General features: G+C 39.4%; 19 protein-coding genes and 2 pseudogenes. 6 read left to right on the top strand and 15 right to left on the bottom strand.

The features are described from left to right. The 4 genes from SB775_RS22525 to SB775_RS22510 form a co-directional block, all read right to left on the bottom strand. Complete coding sequence (locus SB775_RS22525) at window positions 1-1,143, bottom strand: acyl-CoA dehydrogenase (RefSeq protein ID WP_061463060.1); 1,143 nt, start codon at window positions 1,141-1,143, stop codon at window positions 1-3. A 61-nt stretch (window positions 1,144-1,204) separates the two neighbouring features. Beyond that, the gene (locus SB775_RS22520; RefSeq protein WP_061463059.1) at window positions 1,205-1,816 is read right to left on the bottom strand and encodes a TetR/AcrR family transcriptional regulator; all 612 of its coding nucleotides are present in this window, start codon (window positions 1,814-1,816) and stop codon (window positions 1,205-1,207) included. Window positions 1,817-2,031: 215 nt separating this feature from the next. After that, window positions 2,032-2,793 carry a hypothetical protein gene (locus SB775_RS22515; protein ID WP_410863420.1) on the bottom strand — a complete coding sequence of 254 codons (762 nt, stop codon included), beginning with the start codon at window positions 2,791-2,793 and terminating at the stop codon, window positions 2,032-2,034. A 120-nt stretch (window positions 2,794-2,913) separates the two neighbouring features. Then, window positions 2,914-3,063, bottom strand: coding sequence for a hypothetical protein (locus SB775_RS22510; RefSeq protein WP_410863419.1), 150 nt, complete (start codon window positions 3,061-3,063; stop codon window positions 2,914-2,916). Between the two features lie 589 nt (window positions 3,064-3,652). Here SB775_RS22510 and SB775_RS22505 point away from each other — a divergent pair. Further along, window positions 3,653-5,143: a flavin monoamine oxidase family protein gene (locus SB775_RS22505; protein ID WP_410863418.1), complete on the top strand. Its 1,491-nt coding sequence runs from the start codon at window positions 3,653-3,655 to the stop codon at window positions 5,141-5,143. 186 nt (window positions 5,144-5,329) lie between these two features. Here the strand turns inward: SB775_RS22505 and SB775_RS22500 are convergent. The 8 genes and pseudogenes from SB775_RS22500 to SB775_RS22465 all read right to left on the bottom strand — a co-directional run bounded on the left by SB775_RS22500 (window position 5,330) and on the right by SB775_RS22465 (window position 8,981). Beyond that, window positions 5,330-5,562 (bottom strand): annotated as a pseudogene (locus tag SB775_RS22500) (Ger(x)C family spore germination C-terminal domain-containing protein). Window positions 5,563-5,851: 289 nt separating this feature from the next. After that, entirely contained in the window at window positions 5,852-6,022 is a 171-nt protein-coding gene (locus SB775_RS22495) for a CapE family protein (protein ID WP_155727559.1), read from the bottom strand. A 19-nt stretch (window positions 6,023-6,041) separates the two neighbouring features. Then, on the bottom strand, window positions 6,042-7,604 hold the full coding sequence (locus SB775_RS22490; RefSeq protein ID WP_410863416.1) for a gamma-glutamyltransferase family protein: 1,563 nt from the start codon (window positions 7,602-7,604) through the stop codon (window positions 6,042-6,044). Continuing rightward, a complete protein-coding gene (locus SB775_RS22485) occupies window positions 7,601-7,909 on the bottom strand; it encodes a hypothetical protein (protein WP_125161340.1) in 309 nt (102 codons plus the stop codon). The genes SB775_RS22490 and SB775_RS22485 overlap by 4 nt, the downstream gene beginning before the upstream one ends. 168 nt (window positions 7,910-8,077) lie before the next feature. Next, window positions 8,078-8,194: a M23 family metallopeptidase gene (locus SB775_RS22480; RefSeq protein WP_081109057.1), complete on the bottom strand. Its 117-nt coding sequence runs from the start codon at window positions 8,192-8,194 to the stop codon at window positions 8,078-8,080. Then, window positions 8,187-8,603: a M23 family metallopeptidase gene (locus tag SB775_RS22475; RefSeq protein WP_410863440.1), complete on the bottom strand. Its 417-nt coding sequence runs from the start codon at window positions 8,601-8,603 to the stop codon at window positions 8,187-8,189. The genes SB775_RS22480 and SB775_RS22475 overlap by 8 nt, the downstream gene beginning before the upstream one ends. A gap of 41 nt (window positions 8,604-8,644) precedes the next feature. Then, entirely contained in the window at window positions 8,645-8,806 is a 162-nt protein-coding gene (locus SB775_RS22470; protein WP_410863414.1) for a hypothetical protein, read from the bottom strand. Beyond that, window positions 8,799-8,981 carry a hypothetical protein gene (locus SB775_RS22465; protein ID WP_061466433.1) on the bottom strand — a complete coding sequence of 61 codons (183 nt, stop codon included), beginning with the start codon at window positions 8,979-8,981 and terminating at the stop codon, window positions 8,799-8,801. Before SB775_RS22465 ends, SB775_RS22470 begins: the two co-directional genes overlap by 8 nt. Window positions 8,982-9,119: 138 nt before the next feature. Between SB775_RS22465 and SB775_RS22460 the strand changes: the two are divergent. Then, a pseudogene (locus SB775_RS22460) lies at window positions 9,120-10,536 on the top strand (IS4 family transposase). 72 nt (window positions 10,537-10,608) lie between these two features. Here SB775_RS22460 and SB775_RS22455 read toward each other — a convergent pair. Then, complete coding sequence (locus tag SB775_RS22455; RefSeq protein WP_410863413.1) at window positions 10,609-10,746, bottom strand: hypothetical protein; 138 nt, start codon at window positions 10,744-10,746, stop codon at window positions 10,609-10,611. Between the two features lie 383 nt (window positions 10,747-11,129). On the opposite strand from SB775_RS22455, the gene SB775_RS22450 reads away from it, so the two are divergent. The 3 genes from SB775_RS22450 to SB775_RS22440 are packed head-to-tail and all read left to right on the top strand — an operon-like array spanning window position 11,130 to window position 14,815. Next, a complete protein-coding gene (locus SB775_RS22450; protein ID WP_410863439.1) occupies window positions 11,130-12,623 on the top strand; it encodes a spore germination protein in 1,494 nt (497 codons plus the stop codon). Between the two features lie 18 nt (window positions 12,624-12,641). Continuing rightward, entirely contained in the window at window positions 12,642-13,733 is a 1,092-nt protein-coding gene (locus SB775_RS22445; RefSeq protein WP_410863411.1) for a GerAB/ArcD/ProY family transporter, read from the top strand. Then, window positions 13,730-14,815 carry a Ger(x)C family spore germination protein gene (locus SB775_RS22440; RefSeq protein WP_410863409.1) on the top strand — a complete coding sequence of 362 codons (1,086 nt, stop codon included), beginning with the start codon at window positions 13,730-13,732 and terminating at the stop codon, window positions 14,813-14,815. The genes SB775_RS22445 and SB775_RS22440 overlap by 4 nt, the downstream gene beginning before the upstream one ends. A gap of 128 nt (window positions 14,816-14,943) precedes the next feature. Here the strand turns inward: SB775_RS22440 and cysI are convergent, their stop codons facing one another. Both cysI and SB775_RS22430 read right to left on the bottom strand, forming a co-directional pair. Beyond that, window positions 14,944-16,662 (bottom strand): assimilatory sulfite reductase (NADPH) hemoprotein subunit, encoded by a 1,719-nt coding sequence (cysI, locus tag SB775_RS22435; RefSeq protein WP_410863407.1) that lies wholly within the window; start codon window positions 16,660-16,662, stop codon window positions 14,944-14,946. 26 nt (window positions 16,663-16,688) lie between these two features. Further along, complete coding sequence (locus SB775_RS22430) at window positions 16,689-18,506, bottom strand: assimilatory sulfite reductase (NADPH) flavoprotein subunit (protein WP_410863405.1); 1,818 nt, start codon at window positions 18,504-18,506, stop codon at window positions 16,689-16,691. A gap of 350 nt (window positions 18,507-18,856) precedes the next feature. Here SB775_RS22430 and SB775_RS22425 point away from each other — a divergent pair, with 350 nt between their 5' ends. Next, window positions 18,857-19,765, top strand: coding sequence for a LysR family transcriptional regulator (locus SB775_RS22425; protein ID WP_061463051.1), 909 nt, complete (start codon window positions 18,857-18,859; stop codon window positions 19,763-19,765). Window positions 19,766-20,250 lie beyond the last annotated feature (485 nt).

Below are 20,250 nucleotides of genomic sequence, written 5' to 3'. Positions count from 1 at the left end.
TTAACAGCCTAATTGTCTGGCGATTACGATCCTTTGAATTTCGGATGTGCCTTCCCCGATTTCCAATAACTTAGCATCTCTTAAATAGCGTTCCACTTCATATTCACGCATGTATCCAGAACCGCCATGTATTTGAATCGCTTGATTGCTGGCCCTGAACGCGGTCTCACTTGCAAAAAGCTTGGCGTAAGCCGCTTCCTTTGCAAAAGGTTTTTTATTGTCTTTTAACCATGCCGCCTTATAGACCATGTTCCTTGCCAATTCAATTTCCATTGCCATATCTGCAAGCTTGAATTGAATCGCCTGAAAACTTGAAATGGATTTACCAAATTGAATACGCTCTTTTGAAAAAGCTAAAGCCTTATCAAAGGCTGCCTGTGCGATGCCCACGGCCAAAGCTGCAATTGAAATCCTTCCGCCATCCAGCGTGAATAAAAATTGTTTGAACCCTTTGTCTGGATCTCCCAATAAATTCTGCTTTGGTACACGTACATTTTCAAGAATGATTTCACACGTATTGGAAGCCCGAACTCCCATTTTTTCATAATTGCTATTGATCGTAAGCCCAGGGGTATCCGTTGGCACGATGAATGCGGAGATGATGTTCTTGCCCCTGGAATCTTTGCCCGATACAGCGGTAACGGTGATGGTTCTTGAATAGCTGGCATTTGTTATCCATGTTTTCTCGCCGTTAATCACATATTCATCACCTTCTAATACGGCAGTTGTTTTCGTACCGCCAGCATCCGAACCAGCATTAGGCTCTGTCAACCCGAAAGCTGCCAAAGTTTCACCGGTCGTGATTGGAACCAGATATTTTTGCTTCTGTTCTTCGGTTCCAAAATAGTAAATTGGGCTTGCTCCAAGTGAAACGGCTGCTGCATAGCTTAAGCCGGTTCCTCCGCATGCCTTGCCAACCTCTTCAACTGCAATGGCATACGAAATCGTATCTCCACCAGAGCCGCCATATTCTTCAGGGAACGGAATTCCAAGCAACCCGAGTTTCCCCATTTTTTTGAATGCATCTTCCGCAAACATGGACTTTGCATCCAATTCTATGGCAATTGGTTTAATTTCCTTTTCAGCAAATTCCCTAACCATTTCCTTAATCATCTGTTGTTCTTTCGTAAGTGAGAAATCCATTTGTTCATTCCCCTTTCTATTAAGACCGACTAGTTGGTCTGTACAATTCAGGTTTTACTGTTTAATCCACAACCAATTGGTTTTTCAGTAAAAACGGCCGGGTTATTTCCTCTTCTTTTTGTTTATCCGTCAATAGTGCCTGCAGAATTAAATCTACGTAAATATCACCAATTTCATCTATGGTTTTTCCGCCGTCCCTTTTGTACCATTTGTAGGACCAGTTCACCATGCCCAGAATCGACATCCCGGTAATTTCAACCGGTAATTCGCTGCGGAACACTCCCTTGTCAATGCCTTCTTTGATGACGGAAAAAATAATTTCTTTATATATTTGACGTTTTTTTTTGATTGCTTCTACATAAGGTGGTTTTAAGTAAATGCTTTCTTGATAGAAAACTGAGATGTGTGGTTTATAGAGGTCAAAAACTTTAACGAAAGATTGAATGATCTTTTGCATTTTTTCTGTTGGATGGGTACTTGCTGAAATGGCTTCCTGTGCTTTAGTTAAAACATATGAAATAAAGTAATCATGAATGACAAATAAAAGCTCATCTTTGGACGAGAAATGGTGATAAAATCCACCCTTGCTAGTTCCGCATGCCTTGACGATTTCGTTAACGGAGACACCATGAAAACCATGCTGTTCGAAGAGTGTCAACGATGTTTCGATTATTTTTTCTTTTAACTCCGTAAGTCTGCACCCCCTTGTATCCGCTTACATTTAACCCAGCAAGAAAGTTTGATTATGTATAAACTGGATTTATTTAGATTTTACCAAATAATTAAAAATTGTCAATTTTTAATTATAAACAAAAAACAGCCCTCAAAACCAAGAGCTGTCAACCTGCTTTATTTGATATGTCTGAACAATTTACCATTCACACTTTACTATTTATTATTCTTCGCCTTGACTGGCTTAACCTGGGCTTTTACAAGCTGCCATCCATTGTTATACTTCCATACCGATTTAATCTCCAATATCGGATCGCGTTCATCGGAACCTTTCACATATTGGATCCCTATAAGCCCCTTTCCTTTTCCCAAAACGGTCTTGAGGTCCAGTGATGAATATGGATCAACCAAAAGCTCTGTCGGTTCATTTAGTTTTCCATTTAGATAAATGCCCATTTCATCATAAGCTTGTTTTCTGGAACTGACATCTATCACCACAGGCTTTTGACCTTCTATAATGATTTCCGCTTTGTATCCGTCAAGAAATTGGGCCATTACAGGAACGGGTGGAGGGATTTCCAGTTCCTTCGCTTTTCCATCCTTGAACGTATAGGCATAACTGGTTATCAACCGCTCTCCACCTTCCATCAAAACCGTGACAAATACATCCTGGATACCATCATTATTCAAGTCCGTAACCTTGAGATCTGGATTATACCCTGCTTCAAGCGGAACGCTAATTGTACGGCGATTGCTTTCCACATTTAACTCAATTTTCTTCAGGAACTTACTTCCTTTCTCATATGGCAAACCCTGTACCTGGATGATGTCTATTTTCTGGTCTCCTGTTACATCTCTTTTTGCTGAAATATAGATGCCATCGACCTGAAAATTTTTATCATGTGCTTCAACCGCTTGATAGCTCAAAAAAAGTGAGATGACTAAAACCGTATATTTTAGCAGATCTAACATTTTCATAGTGATAACCTCTCTTTTCCAAGATGAACTAGTTTGACATTTGTCTCCGTTTTAACTTTCGGCGCTGATCTTTCATGAAGATGGACCAGAAATAACCTGGCAACAATATCGCAAAGCCCACTATATATGTGGCAAACACGGCACGGAATGAAGTCGGGTCGGTAAGGATTGTGACATTTGGATAAATAATACAGGGTAAATGGCGGTTCCATAAACATAACTGCCGATTAAAAACTGAATGATAATCGCTATAACGGCGCGGCGAGGCACCCTATAACCTCCCCCGCTTAGAAAAATTTTCATTTTTGTCTACGCTGTGCGAGAAGACCAAGAATGCACTCATAATACATAATAGGACCAAGATTAGGCTTGCGGGAACGATTAAGGCTTCGCCAATCGGGAATACTGCACCTGAAAATAAACTGCAAATAGCGATAACAAGACCAACGACAAAAGTATTAGTTACCTCCCAAGTTGGTGATAAATGCCTTTGTATCTTGGTAGTATCTCCGTTGTAAAGGAAAATATTTAATAATATTCCACGAACTAAGTTTTCATGGGTTTTATAGAAAATCCGAGAGTTACTTAATGATGGTTATTGGATGAATGGTTTCTCTAATATTCTGCCGAGGTTATTTTTGGGATATATAAGGCATTAAAAAATGGTGAAAGGGCCCGTCTTCAAAGGATGCATAACTCCAAGATTATCAGATTTAAAGAAAGCTTTTTTACGTGAAGACTGTTAATTTTGGATACTTACAAGACAAATTATTGAAGACCCATCATAAATGGTGAACCAATAAGAATATGATAGCGTAAATCCGATATAGGAAAGTGAACCCGAGAGGAGAACAACACTTTGTCCCTTTACAAAGATCCGCTTTCAACCGATCAAAAGCTGGCTTTCATCAGAAATGGACTGGGACCATCCAAAATACCAAAAAAAATCATTATCATTGGTGCCGGCATGTCTGGGTTAGTTGCAGCATCCCTCTTAAAAGAAGCCGGACACGATGTAACGATATTGGAAGCAACCGGGAGGGTCGGGGGGCGTGTTTTGACCATACGGGAGCCATTTTCGGATGGTTCCTACCTTGAAGCAGGTGCCATGCGCATTCCGAATTATCATTACTTAGTTGCTGAATACATCAAGAAGTACGGTTTACGAATCATCCCTTTTGTGAACGCGACTCCTAATGATCCCATTTATGCCAATGGAATCAAAACGACCGCTGCCATATATCAACGGAACCCGGATATACTGAAGTACCCAGTAGCTCCCCATGAAAGAGGTAAAACAGCTGAAGAATTATTCAACATGGCAATTAAACCAGTGACTGATTTCATCATTCAAAACCCAATTAGAAATTGGGAAATAGTTATTAAAGAATTTGATAAATACTCCTTGAGCTTCTTTTTACAGTACAATCCAGTAGGGGTGAGTCTATCAACTGGTGCAATTGAAAGCATTAAAGTCCTAATGGGTTTAGAAGGTTTGCCTGAACTTTCCTTTACTGCCATTCTTCGAGAGTTTTTGCCACTCCTTGATCCAAACATCGTTTTTCATGCAATCGAGGGGGGAAACGACCGGCTTCCTTATGCTTTTGTACCCGAATTGAAGGAAAATCTAAATTTCAGATATGAAGTGACAAAAATTGTTCAACATGATAATCGAGTAACCATCCATTCTAAACACACTCAAAGCGATAGACCCTTAACCGTTACCGGTGATCTTGCCATCGTGACAATACCTCTTCAATTGTTGTCATTTATGGATATTGAACCCCGCAATTCCTTTTCCCATAATAAGTGGAAGGCAATAAGGGAACTCCATTATCCTGCTTCAACAAAAATCGGACTTCAGTTCGGACATAGATTTTGGGAAAGGGAAGGAATATTCGGGGGTAAATTGATGACCGATTTACCCATTAGATTTTCTTATTACCCCTACCAAACGGTAAACCCAAGTGAATCTGGTATCATTTTAGCAAGTTATACATGGGAGGATGATGCCACTTTATGGGATATCCTCCCGGAAAAAGATCGTATACAAAACGCATTAAAAAATTTGGAAAGGGTCCATGGAAAACAAGTATACGATCATTTTTTATCAGGAGCTTCTTTTAGCTGGACCCGGAATCAGTACGCATACGGAGCTTTCTCCATGTTTAAACCTGGTCAGGAAACGGACTTGTTTCCATACATTCCAACTCCTGAAGGAAGGGTCCACTTCGCTGGAGAGCATACATCAACAGTACCTGCTTGGATTGAAGGAGCCATTCAATCCGGCATCCGGGTTGCACATGAAGTGACGAATCTTCCAAGAACTTTCGATAAGCGTTTTAAATGATGGGACTTTTTCTTTGATGAGCCTTGACAAAAAAACCTTTCCATCCAAAAAAAAATCAAAGGGTTTCAGAATGAGAACATCCCGAAACCCTTTTGTCTACAAACTGAAGCCTTACCATTTGGAAGGTTTTTCATTCTTATGAATTGCCTGTCCATTTATGGAATGTTAGCCTTTACCCCTGACAATTCACTTCACCCCTCCTTTTGAACCAAAGTCTATAATCCTTATGTCAACTTGATAATTAATATCAGCTTTACTGAAAATTTCATCCCATTTCTGCTTATGTTTCTCCCAAAACTTCGGATGCTGATTTCCACATACAGAAATAATCCAGCTACCCCTGTTTTATATTCATGCTGTAATTTGTCTACGATTTTCTCGACATCCTTCTCAACTTCAGCCTCGGCAATACGCTCAATCTCTTTTAAATAGGTTTCATATTGTTATCGCGTATTGACTGATTAACGATAGCTTCCATCGGGTATTTCCTTCATACATCTTTAAATGAAGGATACTTTGATGATTGGTTATGAGCAAAGTATCTTGATTTTAGTTTGATTTGATTCTCTTTTCAAAAACACTTCTTGGAGGCACCAGGATTTGTTGTGTTAACATGATTTCATCATTATTTTTACTTTTAGCGATTCCCACCCCATGCCCATCAAGGTAAGAAATCATAATACCCCCAGAACGAAAATTTTGTACATCTTACTCGTTTTTATCGTTTTGGGGTAACTCGTTATTGTTAGCTTGATGGCGATGTGGCTGTACCCCAATCGGAGATAATGTTGCTGGATGTTTTAGCAATCCAAGTCCAGCAACTACTCCTGCTATAATTGCAATTGGGCCAATTACTCCTACGATTTGTTTTACGATCATTATTCAATCCTCCATTATTTTATTTAGTATCTTTTTCCCATGAACCGTGACGCCGTAAGTCTGCGTCACCTTTAATCCTATTTTTCTTTAAATCTTTGACGAGCGCTTGAACGCCTCCATAGAACATTGGGTTATCATTAGTTTCCAAATCATACCCATATGTTTTTAGCTGATCTTTTGTTTGTTCATTCAATTCAGCTTCTGAATAAAACTTATGCGACTCGAAAATCACTCGTTTGCTTTCAATGGATTTCTTAATTGATTGGTTATTTTCAAAATAGTTCCCCATTACTTGCATTAGCACTTGTGGAATTCGATTTCCACCCGGTGTACCGATGGCCATTATCCATTCGTCACCTTCTCGAATAATAGTTGGCGCTGTGAACGTTCTCGGGCGCTTTCCTTCTTCGATTTTATTAATTCCTTCACCGAACGTACTAAGCGTATTATTTAAAAAGAAACCATCTACATATTTACCGCTACCGAAAAAGTTACTGAGTGTGTTCGTTGTAGAGACAACCGTTCCATCACCATCTATGACAACGAAGTGGGTTGTACTTTCGTGCTCTTCCACGTCACTAACTTTCGTTTTGTTAGCTTGGGTTTCATTAATTTGTTTAATTAATAAATTTACGTAGTGATCATCCACCCAGTCATCAGATGCTTGTTTAATAAATGATGGGTCAGCCATCTTTTTCAAACGATCTTGATACGCCACTTTCGAAATTTCACTGAGATAATGATAGAAAAGGCTTGGGTGTTTCTCTTTTAAACTCCAAACATCTTCTTTGTCGGCCATTTTCAACATTTGAATTAATGTTGCACCTGAAAACGGAGGAGGTGCGCTGATGATTTCATGCCCTTTATAAGTCGTCATTAAAGGCTTTCGTTCCACAGGCTTATACTCACGTAGATCACGTACTGAAATTTCTGTTTCACCCTGTATTTCATCTGCAATTTCACCTTTATAAAAAGCATTTGGTCCTTCTTCTTTGATGGTTTGCAACGTGTCTGCTAACTCCGACTGCTTTAAAGTATCACCAGTATCAATCGCTTTTCCATTTGAATAAAAGCTTTTTAGTTCTTGCTCATCAATGTTGCCGCTATACGATATGAGATGATCATGCAAATCTTGATCCACCGTAAAACCTTTTTCTGCATATCCAATAGCAGGATCAATTAACTCATTCATCGGCAACGTCCCATATTTGTGATGAATATAATCCATACCAGCGACGAATCCTGGTACACCTACATCTTCACCTTTATCATCATTAGGTGCTACCTCTCGGTAATCAATAAATGTCGGAGAGGCATCGGCACGATCGATTAACATTCCTCCGCCTCCGCCAATTCCTGAGGCATAAGGTTCAACAACTCCAAGCGTATACGAAATCGCAATAGCAGCATCAACAGCTGTTCCCCCGTTTTTTAATACATCCATTCCAACTTTCGTTGCAAGCGGATCTGATGTACTAACCGCATATTCTTGTTTCGGAAACATGAATTGATAAGCATATACACCGACTACGAGTGAAAAGATGAGAATGGATGCGATTATTACGTTTCGTTTTTTCATCATCTTTCACCTCCTTCATGTACAGACCTACTGAAGTTCGTTTGAATATACTTCTTATTATTAACAGGCGTATCATTTGTTTGTTTATTTTTACGTTCTTTTGCTCGTTCCACAACGTGTGAGTGATCTAACTTAATTTCAAATTTATCTTTCTTTTGTTCTAAACGTGCTTCGTTTGATGCATATTTCGTTAAATCATTATAAAAAGATAAGTCACCCAAATACTTCTCTTTTAATGAATCAATATATCCTTCAAAATTAAAAGATACATATCGAATAGGTGTTACTGGTGTGAAAAAAGCTGGCATATTAAACCCTCCTTTAAATTTTTAAAGATGCGAAATTATCCACATCGATTTAAAACGTTTTTAAACGGCTTTATTTTTGTTTTTAGAACATTTAAGACTCATACCCTTACCTTTGACCAAAAAGTCCCGCAAAATCGATTCTGTGAAGCCGTTATTTAGTTATCTGGGTTATAAACCGATAAATGGTGACGGATCAATCCGAGATCCATTTTGAAAAATCTCAAAATGTAAATGTGGACCCGTTGACGAACCCGAGTTGCCACACTTCCCGACTACATCACCCATTTCCACAACTCAGACTTACACTTAAACCGGATAAATGGGCGTATGTCGTTTTAGAACCATTTCCATGATCCACCCACACATAAAGTCCGTATCCTTCTTTATGATTATTCGGGTTTTGCCAACCGGCATAAACCACCTTACCGTCTTTTGAAGCTGGGACCGATTGGCCAATACTACACGCAAAATCAATTCTATCTGCATTTCCTAGCCGATCCCCACCTGGATATGACCCACCAACCAAGTTAAAACCATGAATTGCAAATGTCCGATTGCCCCGACCGGGGAAACCATAGTTTCTAATGTTGAAAACCTGGTTTCTACCCGGTGATGAGCGCAAGCAGATTCCACGGAACCCCGTATTTTTCTTCAGCAGCTTTATAAACGGGAAGGTATTCAGCAGGGATTTCATTTTCTCCAATTTGCGAAATCTCCCCTCCAATGATCTTTGTTTCACCTTCTTCCGTCATCGTTCCAAAGATCATGAGAAACATGAACATAAACCCGAATAACAGAAGAAGCTAACAAACTGCCCCCAATCAACCATTTCCACCACTTAGATCCTTGGTTAACTTCTTCCTTGCCAATAGATTCAACAGCAGCCTGTTCACTCATCGATCCTCACCCCGTCCACATTCCAAGTGTCGCCATTGGCTTTAAGTAAGACAGAATAGGGAGTGATAACCTTTTGCTTTTTCCCTTCAGTATCGGTTTGCTCGCTTGTTACTTCAATATTCCATATTTGCGTTTCTTCTTGAAAATCCCCTGGTGTAGCAGAAGTATTTTTCACTTCAATTTTTTGACCGTCTAACGTTCCCCTTTTAGGGGTTCCACCACATGCCCATCAAGCTAAGGGCAAATCATTTCCCCGAAAGCGAAAAAAACGCTATCCTTTCTGTAATATCATGGAAAGAGCTGGTGTTTTTTTATGAGTCGCGAAATTTCAGACGAACTTACCCTCTTTTCACAGGAACTACAACGATCCTTGGCTCCACAAGCTCTCCAAGAGCTAGCTAAAAAGGTAGGTTTTGTTCAAAGGACGAGTAAGTACCAAGCTAAAGATTTAATAGCGTTGTGCGTGTGGTTAAGCCAAAAAGTAGCGAGTACTTCCCTAACACAGTTATGTAGTTGTTTAGAATCTTCAACGGGAGTCTTGATAAGTCCTGAAGGACTCAATCAACGATTTAATCCTTCGGCTGTCAAGTTCTTAGAACAGGTATTTACTTCCTTGCTTACTCAAAAGCTATATGCCTCTCAGGCTCTTCCTCATCGTTACGCTTCTCAGTTTCAGCGTATACGAATCATGGATTCTACGACCTTTCAACTCCCAGACATGTTTGCCTCAGCCTATCAAGGATCTGGAGGCAGTAGTCATACAGCTGGCGTAAAGGTTCAATTAGAATATGATCTCCTCAGTGGTCAATTCCTGCACGTTCACTCAGGACCTGGTAAACAAAATGATAAAACCTACGGTTCTACGTGCTTACAAACGGTAGAAACGGGTGACTTATGTATACGTGATTTAGGTTATTTTGACTTGAAAGATCTCTATCAAATGGGTAAGAAAGGAGCCTATTATATCTCTCGCTTAAAATTAAACACTCGGATTTATCTGCGAAATTCTAATCCCGAATACTTCAAAAATGGAACGTCAAAAAACAAACCGAGTATATTCAATTGGATATGGAAGAGATTATGCATCAATTAAAACCAGGACAAACCTATGAGATCTCTGACGTTTACATTGGCCAGTATCAAAAGTCATTATCCACCGGCTTACGGAAGAACAAACCCTAAAACGGTGGGAAAATCAAGCCCTAAAGGAGAAAAAGAAAGGGATTGTCATGAAAGAACGCAGTAAACGATTGAGTGCTATGAATGTATACATAACCAATGCTCTACCCGAAGATGTTGCAACGGAACATGTTCACGATCTTTATTCCTTACGTTGGCAAATCGAATTACTCTTTAAAACTTGGAAATCCTTCTTTGAAATAGATGATTGTAAAGAGATCAAAAAAGAGCGATTAGAATGTCATCTCTATGGTCAACTGATTGGCATTCTTCTCTGTTCCTCTACCATGTTTCAAATGCGACAACTACTCCTCATCCAGAAAAAACGAGAACTTAGTGAATATAAAGCTATTTATATCATCAAAGACTATTTTTTACTGCTGTTTCAAGCGATACAAAAAAGCACCCAAGAGCTATCAAAGATTCTACTTCGCCTGTTTGTCCTCCTACAGAAAAACGGGCGAAAATCCCACCGTTATGAGAAAAAGACAGTCTTTGATATATTGGGTGTTGTCTATCAGTATACCATGTGTCACAAGAGTGCAGCATAGCGAAAAAAAATGACCTATCAGAGGCTTATGTCTTTCTTTAATTGCATGAACGATTATCTTGTAGAAATAGATCTACTTTAAGTACTCTTTGGTGTTAGCTTGATGGGCATGGATTCCCACCCCCATTACATGGGATAAATCTTCAATATTTTCACTATCCCAACAGCCTGCAAGCATAGGAATAAGCAAGATCAACCATAATCTTTTCATCCACTTCTCCTACTCCTATTCACTTGAACGATTACGAATGTAAAAATTGGCAAGCCAATCAATATAAAGGGAAATACATAATAAAGGGAAATACATAATAAAGGGAAATACATATCCCTGCAAAATCTCCCATTTTTAAAATATCGGTTGTATTATTAGGGATTTTGGCTAGAAAAAAACTAGCGGAACCAAAACAATAATCAATATGGAAATGTTGATAGCTTTTAAAACAAGGGTTTTTTTTAATGAATCCCCTTTCCAAAACGAGCAGCATGAGCAAACTAAAATGGTTAATATGTAATTAAATTGCAAATGCTAGGATAATAAGCTTTAGTTTAGAGGTGACAGCATTGTTTAACCGTAGAAAGTTCAAAAAAAAAACCATTCAACATTCTGTTAAAAATGACGAATTAAATAAAGCTTCGGATGTAAGGGGCCTATTCAATTCCCTTTCTTCATCCAATGATTTCATAAACCATCAAGGAACATATAATGGCGTCGGCTATTGGGTATCGTTTTATCGCTCTTTAATTGATGCACAGGTACTTCACGAAAGTGTTCTTTCTGTCATACCAACTCTGGAAACGATAAATTTGGAGCAAATTAAAGAGAACGTTCCTATTGAAAGTACACTTATCACCAGTACCAAGGTTGTAATCGAAGAAAGGATCATGAGGGGTGCAATTGCCATTCGTTTAGATGGAAATCTTGATGAATGCCTATTAATCAATGCTGCGGCCCAACGAGACAGGCAAGTTAATAAACCTGAACTTGAATTTGGAATCATAAGTGCTCAAGAAGCTTTTGTCGAGGATATTGATATTAATCTGAATCTAGTCAGAAAAAGGCTGCCTATCCCTGGGTTGCAAGTAAGTGAAATGATTGTAGGGTCCTTGTCTAAAACGAAAGTGGCAGTGTTATCGATAGAAGGGATCGTTGATCAGGAAAATGTTGAAAATATTATACAAAGGATCAATGACGTAGAGTTTGATGAAATATTGGACGGGTCACATATCGCGCAAATGCTATATGATAATTCAAATACCTTATTTCCCCTTTTTCTAAATACGGAAAGGCCTGATCGCATTGCAAGTGCATTGGCTGAAGGTAAAGTAGCCTTGTTAATCGATAGATCGTCCTCTGTACTTATTACTCCAACCATATTGTTGGAATACTTTATCACCATGGAAGATTATAATATGCCTTGGGTTCCGGCATCTGCTTTCCGTTTATTAAGGATATTCGCGGTCGCTTTTTCCATATTTGCAACTCCCATTTATGTAGCCGTTTTGACCTATCATTATGAACTGATTCCTAAAGATTTGTTGGAAACGATCGTCTCTTCAAGGAACTTAATCCCTTTTCAGCCTTTGATCGAAGCATTATTCTTGGAGATTTCCATTGAGTTATTACGTGAAGCGGCAGCCAGGCTGCCAACAAAGGTAGGTCAGACATTAGGTATCGTCGGCGGTATCGTTATCGGTCAAGCGGCAGTTGTAGCTGGTCTGACAAGTAATATCTTATTGATCATCGTTGCCCTCTCGGCGTTGGCATCATTTGTTACTCCTATTTATAAAATGGGGAATGCCATTCGGTTACTGCGCTTCCCCTTTTTACTGGGGGCCTCAATTTGGGGGGGAATTGGCATTATCATAGCGGCCGTGTTTTTGATGACCCACCTTATCAAATTAACGTCAATGGGACATCCGTACCTTGAACCCATATATCCATTTCGCATCCAAGATTGGAAAGATAGCTTTGTTCGGCTTCCTTATAATTTTTTTAAATCCAGACCTGAAAATTTACATCCTGAAGATACGTCCAGACAGCCAACGCCAAAAAAAGCGAAAATCAAAAAAAATGATTTTAATGAATGATTTAAATGAGGGTCCTATATGAACCATGTAGAAGTTAAAGAAAAGTATAAAATATCATCGTTCTATGTGTTTTTTTTAGTGCATTCCATGCAAACGGGGGTAGGCGTATTAAGTTTTCAAAGAGTTTTAGCTAAGTCGGCGGGAACGGATGGCTGGATTTCGATACTACTTGCCGGACTGATCGTTCATATATTGATTTGGATCATATATAAAATATTTAGTATCGTCCCAGGTGATATCATTTCTGCCAATAATCATGCATTCGGAAAATGGATTGGGAATTTTTTCAGTCTATTATTCATTCTTTACTTTTTGATCCTTGGGATGAATATGATTATCAGCTATATAAATGTCATACATGTATGGATGTTTGCAGGGGTAGCTTCTTGGGCTTTTACAGTGGTTTTATTGCTTCTGATTTATTATATAAACACGGGAGGCTTCCGTACAATTACGGGAATTGCCTTTTTAAGCGTCGTTTTTTCTTACTGGATTTTCTTTGTTCTATTCTATGCCATGAGATACTCTGAATTAACCAATTTGCTCCCTATATTCGACCACAATCTATTGGATATACTAAAGGGAACCAAAAGTACTTCCTTAACTATGCTTGGGTTTGAAATGATCTTGATGTTTTATCCATTCATCAAAGATGCTAAAACTTCACAAAAATATGCTCATGGAGGAGCCATAGCAACAACCTTATTAACCGTATTTATTTATTTAGTTTCACTGATTTTTTATTCTCAAAAACAGTTGGAACTGACTATATGGCCGACACTTACAATGACCAGCATTGTCGAATTGCCCTTTATTCAGCGATTTGAATATATAGAAATTTCTTGGTGGGCCATTTTTGTCATACCCAACATGACCATCTGCTTGTGGGCTGCCAGCAGAGGTGTCAAGCGCATATTCAATGTTCAGCAAAAGTATCCATTATGGGCGATGTCCATTATTATCCTGATCATTAATATATTTGTTTTTGATCAAGATTCCCTTTATATTTTGAATAAAATAATCAATCCATACGCCGTGCTCTTCCTTGTATTATATTTGCCTCTTCTTTTGTTCATCATTTATATAAAGAAAAGGAGGAAAAGTTTATGAGAAAATTCTTTCTTGTCATCTTGGCTTTTTCTCTCCTTTGCAGCTGTGCCCAGCCAAAAGTGGTTGATGAAGTCAATATGGCCCAAGCCATTGGCTACGATATACGAAAGGATAAAATAATCGAAGGAATGTTCGTCATCCCTATCTTCCAACAGGAAAAATTGGGTACATATCAAATCTTAACTGGAACATCGACGACAACGAGTGATGTTCAGGCTATCGTATCCAAAAAAGCGGATAAGCCGGTGATGCTAGGACAGACACGCATCTTTTTATTTAGCGAGAAAATGGTACATGAAATAGGAATGACAGAACTGACCGATTATCTCTACCGTGAACCTCAAATTGGAAACAGGGTCTTTTTGGCCATCGTTGAAGGAAAGGTCAAGGATTTCATAAATACCAAACCACCAGATTCGAATGTAAATATTGGAATCTTTTTATCGGACTTAATTAATCAACAAATTGAAACAGGGAATGGACCGGATACAAACCTCCATCTTTTTTTAAGAAACTCCCTGGAAGATGGCGGAGATTCGTTTCTTCCTTTATTTAAAATAATTAATAAAGAAGTTGCAGTTTCAGGAGTGGCCTTGTTTCATGAAAATAAAATGGTCAGTAAAGTTCGAACGGATGATATGTTCATTTTCAAGACATTAGTTCAATTTCATAAACGGGGAATTTACAAATTTAAATTAAACGACAAGCAGAAAAGTGATATCGTCGTGGAAAGTATTCGAAGCGGTTCAAATTATGAGGTATCCAACTCCGAGCGAAATCCGTCCATTACGATAAAGCTCAAAATTAAAGGACAAATTAAAGAATCAATGCGAAAGGACAATCTTACCAATAAAAAGATGATAAAAATAATTGAAAAGGAAATGCAAACTTCTTTAAACAGGCAGGCAAACCGTCTTATTAAAGATTTACAGAAAAAAAACATTGACCCGATTGGCTTGAAGGAAAAATATCATGCCAAAAATAAAAAAATGACCTATGAACAATGGAGAAAGATCTATCCCATGATGCACATTAAAGTAGAAACCAAAGTTGACATCCTCCAAACCGGGGTCTCTGAATAATCAAGAGGGCATACTATCGATGTCAATTGCCTGTTTATTAAGGCTCCTATGCTGCCAGTAAGTAACCATACTCTGTTCAATCTCTAAAAAAGAGACAGGAATCCATTCCTGTCTCTCGTTCGTTATAATTAATCATGAAAATTCGTACCATCCGTCACTTCTTTAACAATGCCTGCATTGATGACAAAGTCCCCAAAATGCTCTCCTTGCTGACGTTCTTTCGCATAACGGGAAAGAAGTACACGCAACTCTTTTAAAATCTCTTCTTCACCGATGTTTTCACGGTACATTTTGCTTAGCCTGCTTCCATCAAATGCTGCACCGAGGTACATATTATATTTGCCAGGTGCTTTACCTATAAAACCAATTTCTCCTAGTGCATGCCGGGCACAACCATTCGGGCAACCGGTCATTCTTATCGTGATTTCTTCGTTCCGCAGTCCGTTTTCATTAACGATGATTTCAATTTTATCAAGCAGAACCGGCAAATAACGCTCTGCTTCTGCCATTGCCAATCCGCATGTTGGAAGCGCCACGCATGCGATCGAGCTGCGGCGGAGGGCTGAATGATGTGCACCATCCGTCAAACCGTATGTTTCAAGCAATTCTATGATCTTTTTCTTTTGCTGACTTGATACATCGGCAATGATCAGGTTTTGATTGGCGGTCAAACGGAAATCACCCGTATGGATTTTTGCGATTTCGCGCAAACCGGTCATCAGCTTGTAATCATTGATATCAGCGATTCGGCCACCCTCGACGAATAATGTAAAATGCCATTTTCCTTGCATGCCTTTTACCCAGCCATAGCGGTCACCATTATTATCAAAATGATATGTTCTCGCTTCCTCCAGCTTCCATCCTAACCGATTTTCAAGTTCAGCCTTTACCGCTTCGAGCCCAAGCCTGTCAACCGTATACTTGAACCGTGCATTTTTCCGGACGGAGCGGTTTCCGTAATCACGCTGAATTGTAATGATCTTCTCAGCCACATCCACTATTTTGTCTGGCTGGCAAAATCCAATTACTTTGGCTAGCTGGGGGTATGTCGCCTTATCACCGTGGGACATTCCCATACCGCCCCCGATCGCCACATTAAAACCAACGAGTTTTCCACTTTCAACAATTGCTATGAAGCCAAGGTCCTGGGAGTAAACATCAATGTCATTGGATGGAGGAACCGCAATGCCTATTTTAAACTTCCTTGGCAAATAAAGCGGTCCGTACATTGGTTCAACTTCTTCCAATTCAGGTGTACCGACGACTTTTTCTTCATCTAGCCAGATTTCATGATACGCCCTTGTACGTGGTAATAAATAATCACTCAATTTTTTCGACCATTCATATACTTCCGAGTGGATTTCGGATTGAAATGGAATCGAATTACACATTACATTCCGGTTTACATCTCCGCATGCAGCAATTGTATCCAGCATGGACGCATGAATTTCCTGAATGGTTTTTTTCATATTCCATTTTAAAATACCGTGCATTTGAAATGTCTGTCTTGTTGTCAATTTCAATGTACCGTTACCGTATTTCTGAGCAAGGTCATCCATAACAAGCCATTGAGAAGGCTGTGCAACCCCGCCGGCCATCCGGACACGCAACATGAACTGATAGGCAGGCTCAAGTTTTTGTTTTTGACGTTCGTTGCGCAAATCCCGGTCATCCTGCAAATAGCTGCCGTGATGTTTCATTAATCGATTGTCATCATCTGGAATACCGGCGCTGATCCGATCCTGCATAACTTCTCCAAGTGTTCCTCGCAAATAATCACTTTTTTCTTTAATTTGCTCAACATCACTAGGCAGGCCTTCTGGTGCTTTTAATAGTGGGTTCACCATTTCGTTATCTCCTTTTCATCCAAATTTCAGTAAACATCACGCTGATAACGTTTAGTCTGTTGCATATCGTCAAGATAAGCTTGCGCAGCAGCATGGCTCATCTGACCTTCTTTTTCTATGATCTCAATAAGCGTATTATGGACATCATGTGCCATGTTTTTCTCGTCCCCGCAAATGTATACAGCTGCCCCTTCTTGAAGCCATTCGTATAATTCCCTGCTGTGCTCCAGCATCCGGTTTTGAACATACACTTTTTCATCCGCATCACGAGAAAAGGCAACATCCATTTTCGTAAGTACACCTGTTTTCAACCACTGTTGCCATTCAGTCTGATATAGGAAATCCGTCACGAAATGCTGATCGCCGAAAAAGAGCCACGTTTTCCCGTTCGCTTCCGTTTCTTCGCGATCCTGGATGAAGGATCTGAACGGAGCAATGCCCGTTCCAGGTCCAACCATGATAATGGGCGTGTCTGGGTTCTTAGGCTGCTTGAAGTTCTGGTTATGCTGGATGTAAACAGGCAGCATGTCCCCGGGCTGTATTCGGTCCGCACATAAAATGGAGCAGACACCTTTTCTTTGACGACCGTGACTTTCATACCGGACAGCACCGATTGTCAAATGCACTTCATCCGGATATGCGGATAAACTACTCGCAATCGAATATAGGCGGGCAGGCATTTTCCTGAGTATGGATACGAACTCTTGCGCCGATTCACCCCATGAACCAAAATCACGGACAAAGTCAAGCAAATCACGGCCTTCTCGATATTCTTTAAACCTTTCTTCATTACCAGGCTTTAAAAGTTCCTTTAAATCCTCGTTATCAGAAAGCTGTGCCGCTTGTTCAATGAGCGACTTGGTCAATACCGTTATTTCAAAGTCGGAGATGAGCGATTCCCTTAGCCGACGAAGTTCTCCCTGCTTATTGACCTTCACGGTTTCTTCAGGGTCCAAATTGAGTTCCAAAAGAAGTTTATCCACTAAATCCGAATCATTTTTCGGATAAATGCCAAGGCTGTCACCAGGTTCGAATGTAAGGCCAGAGCCTTCAAGTGATAACTCGAGATGATGTGTCTCTTTATTAGAGCCACGTCCGTTCAAATTTATGTTTTCCAACACTTCCGCTTTAAACGGATTTGTTCTCGAATAAGAAGTTTTTTCACCTACAGAAGCTTTTGCTTCGGGAACTGCAGCAGCAGAACTGACTTGCCCTTCACTTAAACTGGAAATGACTCCTTCCAGCCATTCGGAAGCAGGCTCATCATAATCAAGGTCACAGTCCATTCGCGGAAATAACCGTGTCCCCCCAAGTTCCTCCAAGCGTTTATCGAATTGTTTTCCCGTTTCACAGAAAAACTCATACGAGCTGTCCCCAAGCGCCAATACTGAAAAGCGGAGACCTTCAAGGCTTGGTGCCCTTCTGCCATGGAGGTACTCATGGAAGGAAAGCGTATTATCCGGCGGATCACCTTCCCCATGCGTGCTTACGGCAATAAGAAGATTTTGGACTTTTTTCAAGTTGTTCACTTTAAAGTCACTCATGGATGAAATGGTAACCTGAAAGCCATTACCCTCAAGCTTTCTCGCCGCATTTTCCGCCAGCCCTTGAGCATTCCCTGTCTGTGAACCATAAAGAATGGTAACATCTTTTGATACTGTCTTCCCGCTGCCTTGAGCCTCCATTACCGGGGCATCGGCTGTTCCAATATTCGAAACTGATAAAGATGCGGTCAGATAACCGCTCAACCAAATTTTTTGTGTTTCTGTCAAACTAGGCAGAAGACTGTTAAGAAGCTCTGCCTGTTCATGATTAAAGGGACTGTTCATTACCTGAAGTTGCACCATTTCCACCTCACAAAAGAATATAAACTTATCTTAATTGACTCTTATATACAACGAGCGGATTTAACCTTTATTTCCATCCATTTAATTAACTCGTTTACTCCTATAGACCAAGTCGGTTTTAACTGCAAAAAAAATCAGAAAGTACAGTTCATACAGGAAGGGAACACTTTTTCAAACCACGATACAAATAAAATAAAAAATAAGGTTATAAAGGACGATAGCCTTCCCCCGCTTAAACTCTTCCTAAAATAAGTTTCTCATTAAACTTTACTGGAATGTACATCATTAGTAAAATATATATAATTTATTGCAACTATTAAGAATATTAATAATAAGGAGGAATTCCTATGTACTATGATGCTTTAAAAACATTTGTGACCCTTGTAGAAGTCAAGAATTTTACAAAAACAGCAGAAATCCTTCTTATGTCGCAACCAAGTGTTAGTTTGCACATAAAAAAATTAGAAGAAGAGTTCCAAACCAAACTATTTCTCCGCTCTCCTAAATTCCTAAAAGTCACCTCAACAGGTGAAATTCTTTACGATCGGGCTAAACAAATGATCACAATCTATGAGCAGACCCGAGAGGACATTCAGGAACATGATAAGTCCATCAAAGGCGAATTAAAGATAGGGGCAAGTTTTACAATAGGAGAGTATATCCTCCCTTCGTTACTCATTGACCTTCAAAAGGACTATCCTGAGCTTGAACTTCAAGTTGTAATTGGAAACACCGAAGAAATCGTTCAAGCCGTTCGGCTATACAAAGTGGATATTGGTTTAATCGAAGGTCAAACTAATGAAAAAGAGCTTTCCGTACACCCCTTTATGCAAGATGAGCTATTCGTTGTTTCTTCAAATGGTCATGAACTTGCTTATAAAGACGAAGTGGCGATTACTGATTTACATGACCAAGCATGGGTAACCAGGGAAGTTGGATCTGGTACACGTGAGTACCTTAACCACGTCATACGCACTAATGGTTTGAAAATTAAATCGATACTGACGATAAGCAGCAATCAAGGAATTAAAGAAACACTTATAAAAAACGGCACAGGGCTGGCTCTCCTTTCCCAAAGTGTCATTGAAAGGGATGTACAAAATAAAATCCTTTCTATAATTCAATTAAAAAATGAATCCTTTAATAGAACACTTTCATACGTTTATTCACCGATTATGGAAGATAAAAAGAATGTTAAAACTTTTATAACTGAATTAAACAAAAAATGGCCAATGAAAGCAAAGCCGATAGTTTGATCATTGCGAAAATTGCAGTACTTATGAATGAAGTACATGCTGGGGAACCTTAAGAAGGAAATCGTTTTAGTGGTTGCTTCTGTACTCTGTTTGCATTTAAAATCCTTAATGACCGGCTAAATAATTGGATATGTGCAGCTAAATAGCAGTGCGCATTGTCATACCGTTTGTTCAGCTCCGAACGATTTTCATGCAAATGTTTGGTTGATAGTTTTAAAGGTGCGACTGAGAGTTCCGGTGGTAACAGGATGGTTAATGGAGGATCAGACGGAGGTGGACTGTATCCGCTTCCTAACATAAAAAAATGATAATGTTATTATCTAAATAGCTGTAATATACATATAGATCGCTACTGACTTACTATATAGATTTTATTAAAAACAAAAAAAAGAGCGCTTTAATCTATAATATGGTATTATCCCCTACAGGTAGACAGAGTAAAAAGAGAGCATGATAAAATGTTCTTAACAGTCTATCTGAGAGGG

Source organism: Peribacillus sp. SIMBA_075 (assembly GCF_046534585.1).
The sequence above is the reverse complement of the archived record's forward strand: the minus strand, read 5'-3'. Positions and strand labels throughout refer to the sequence as shown.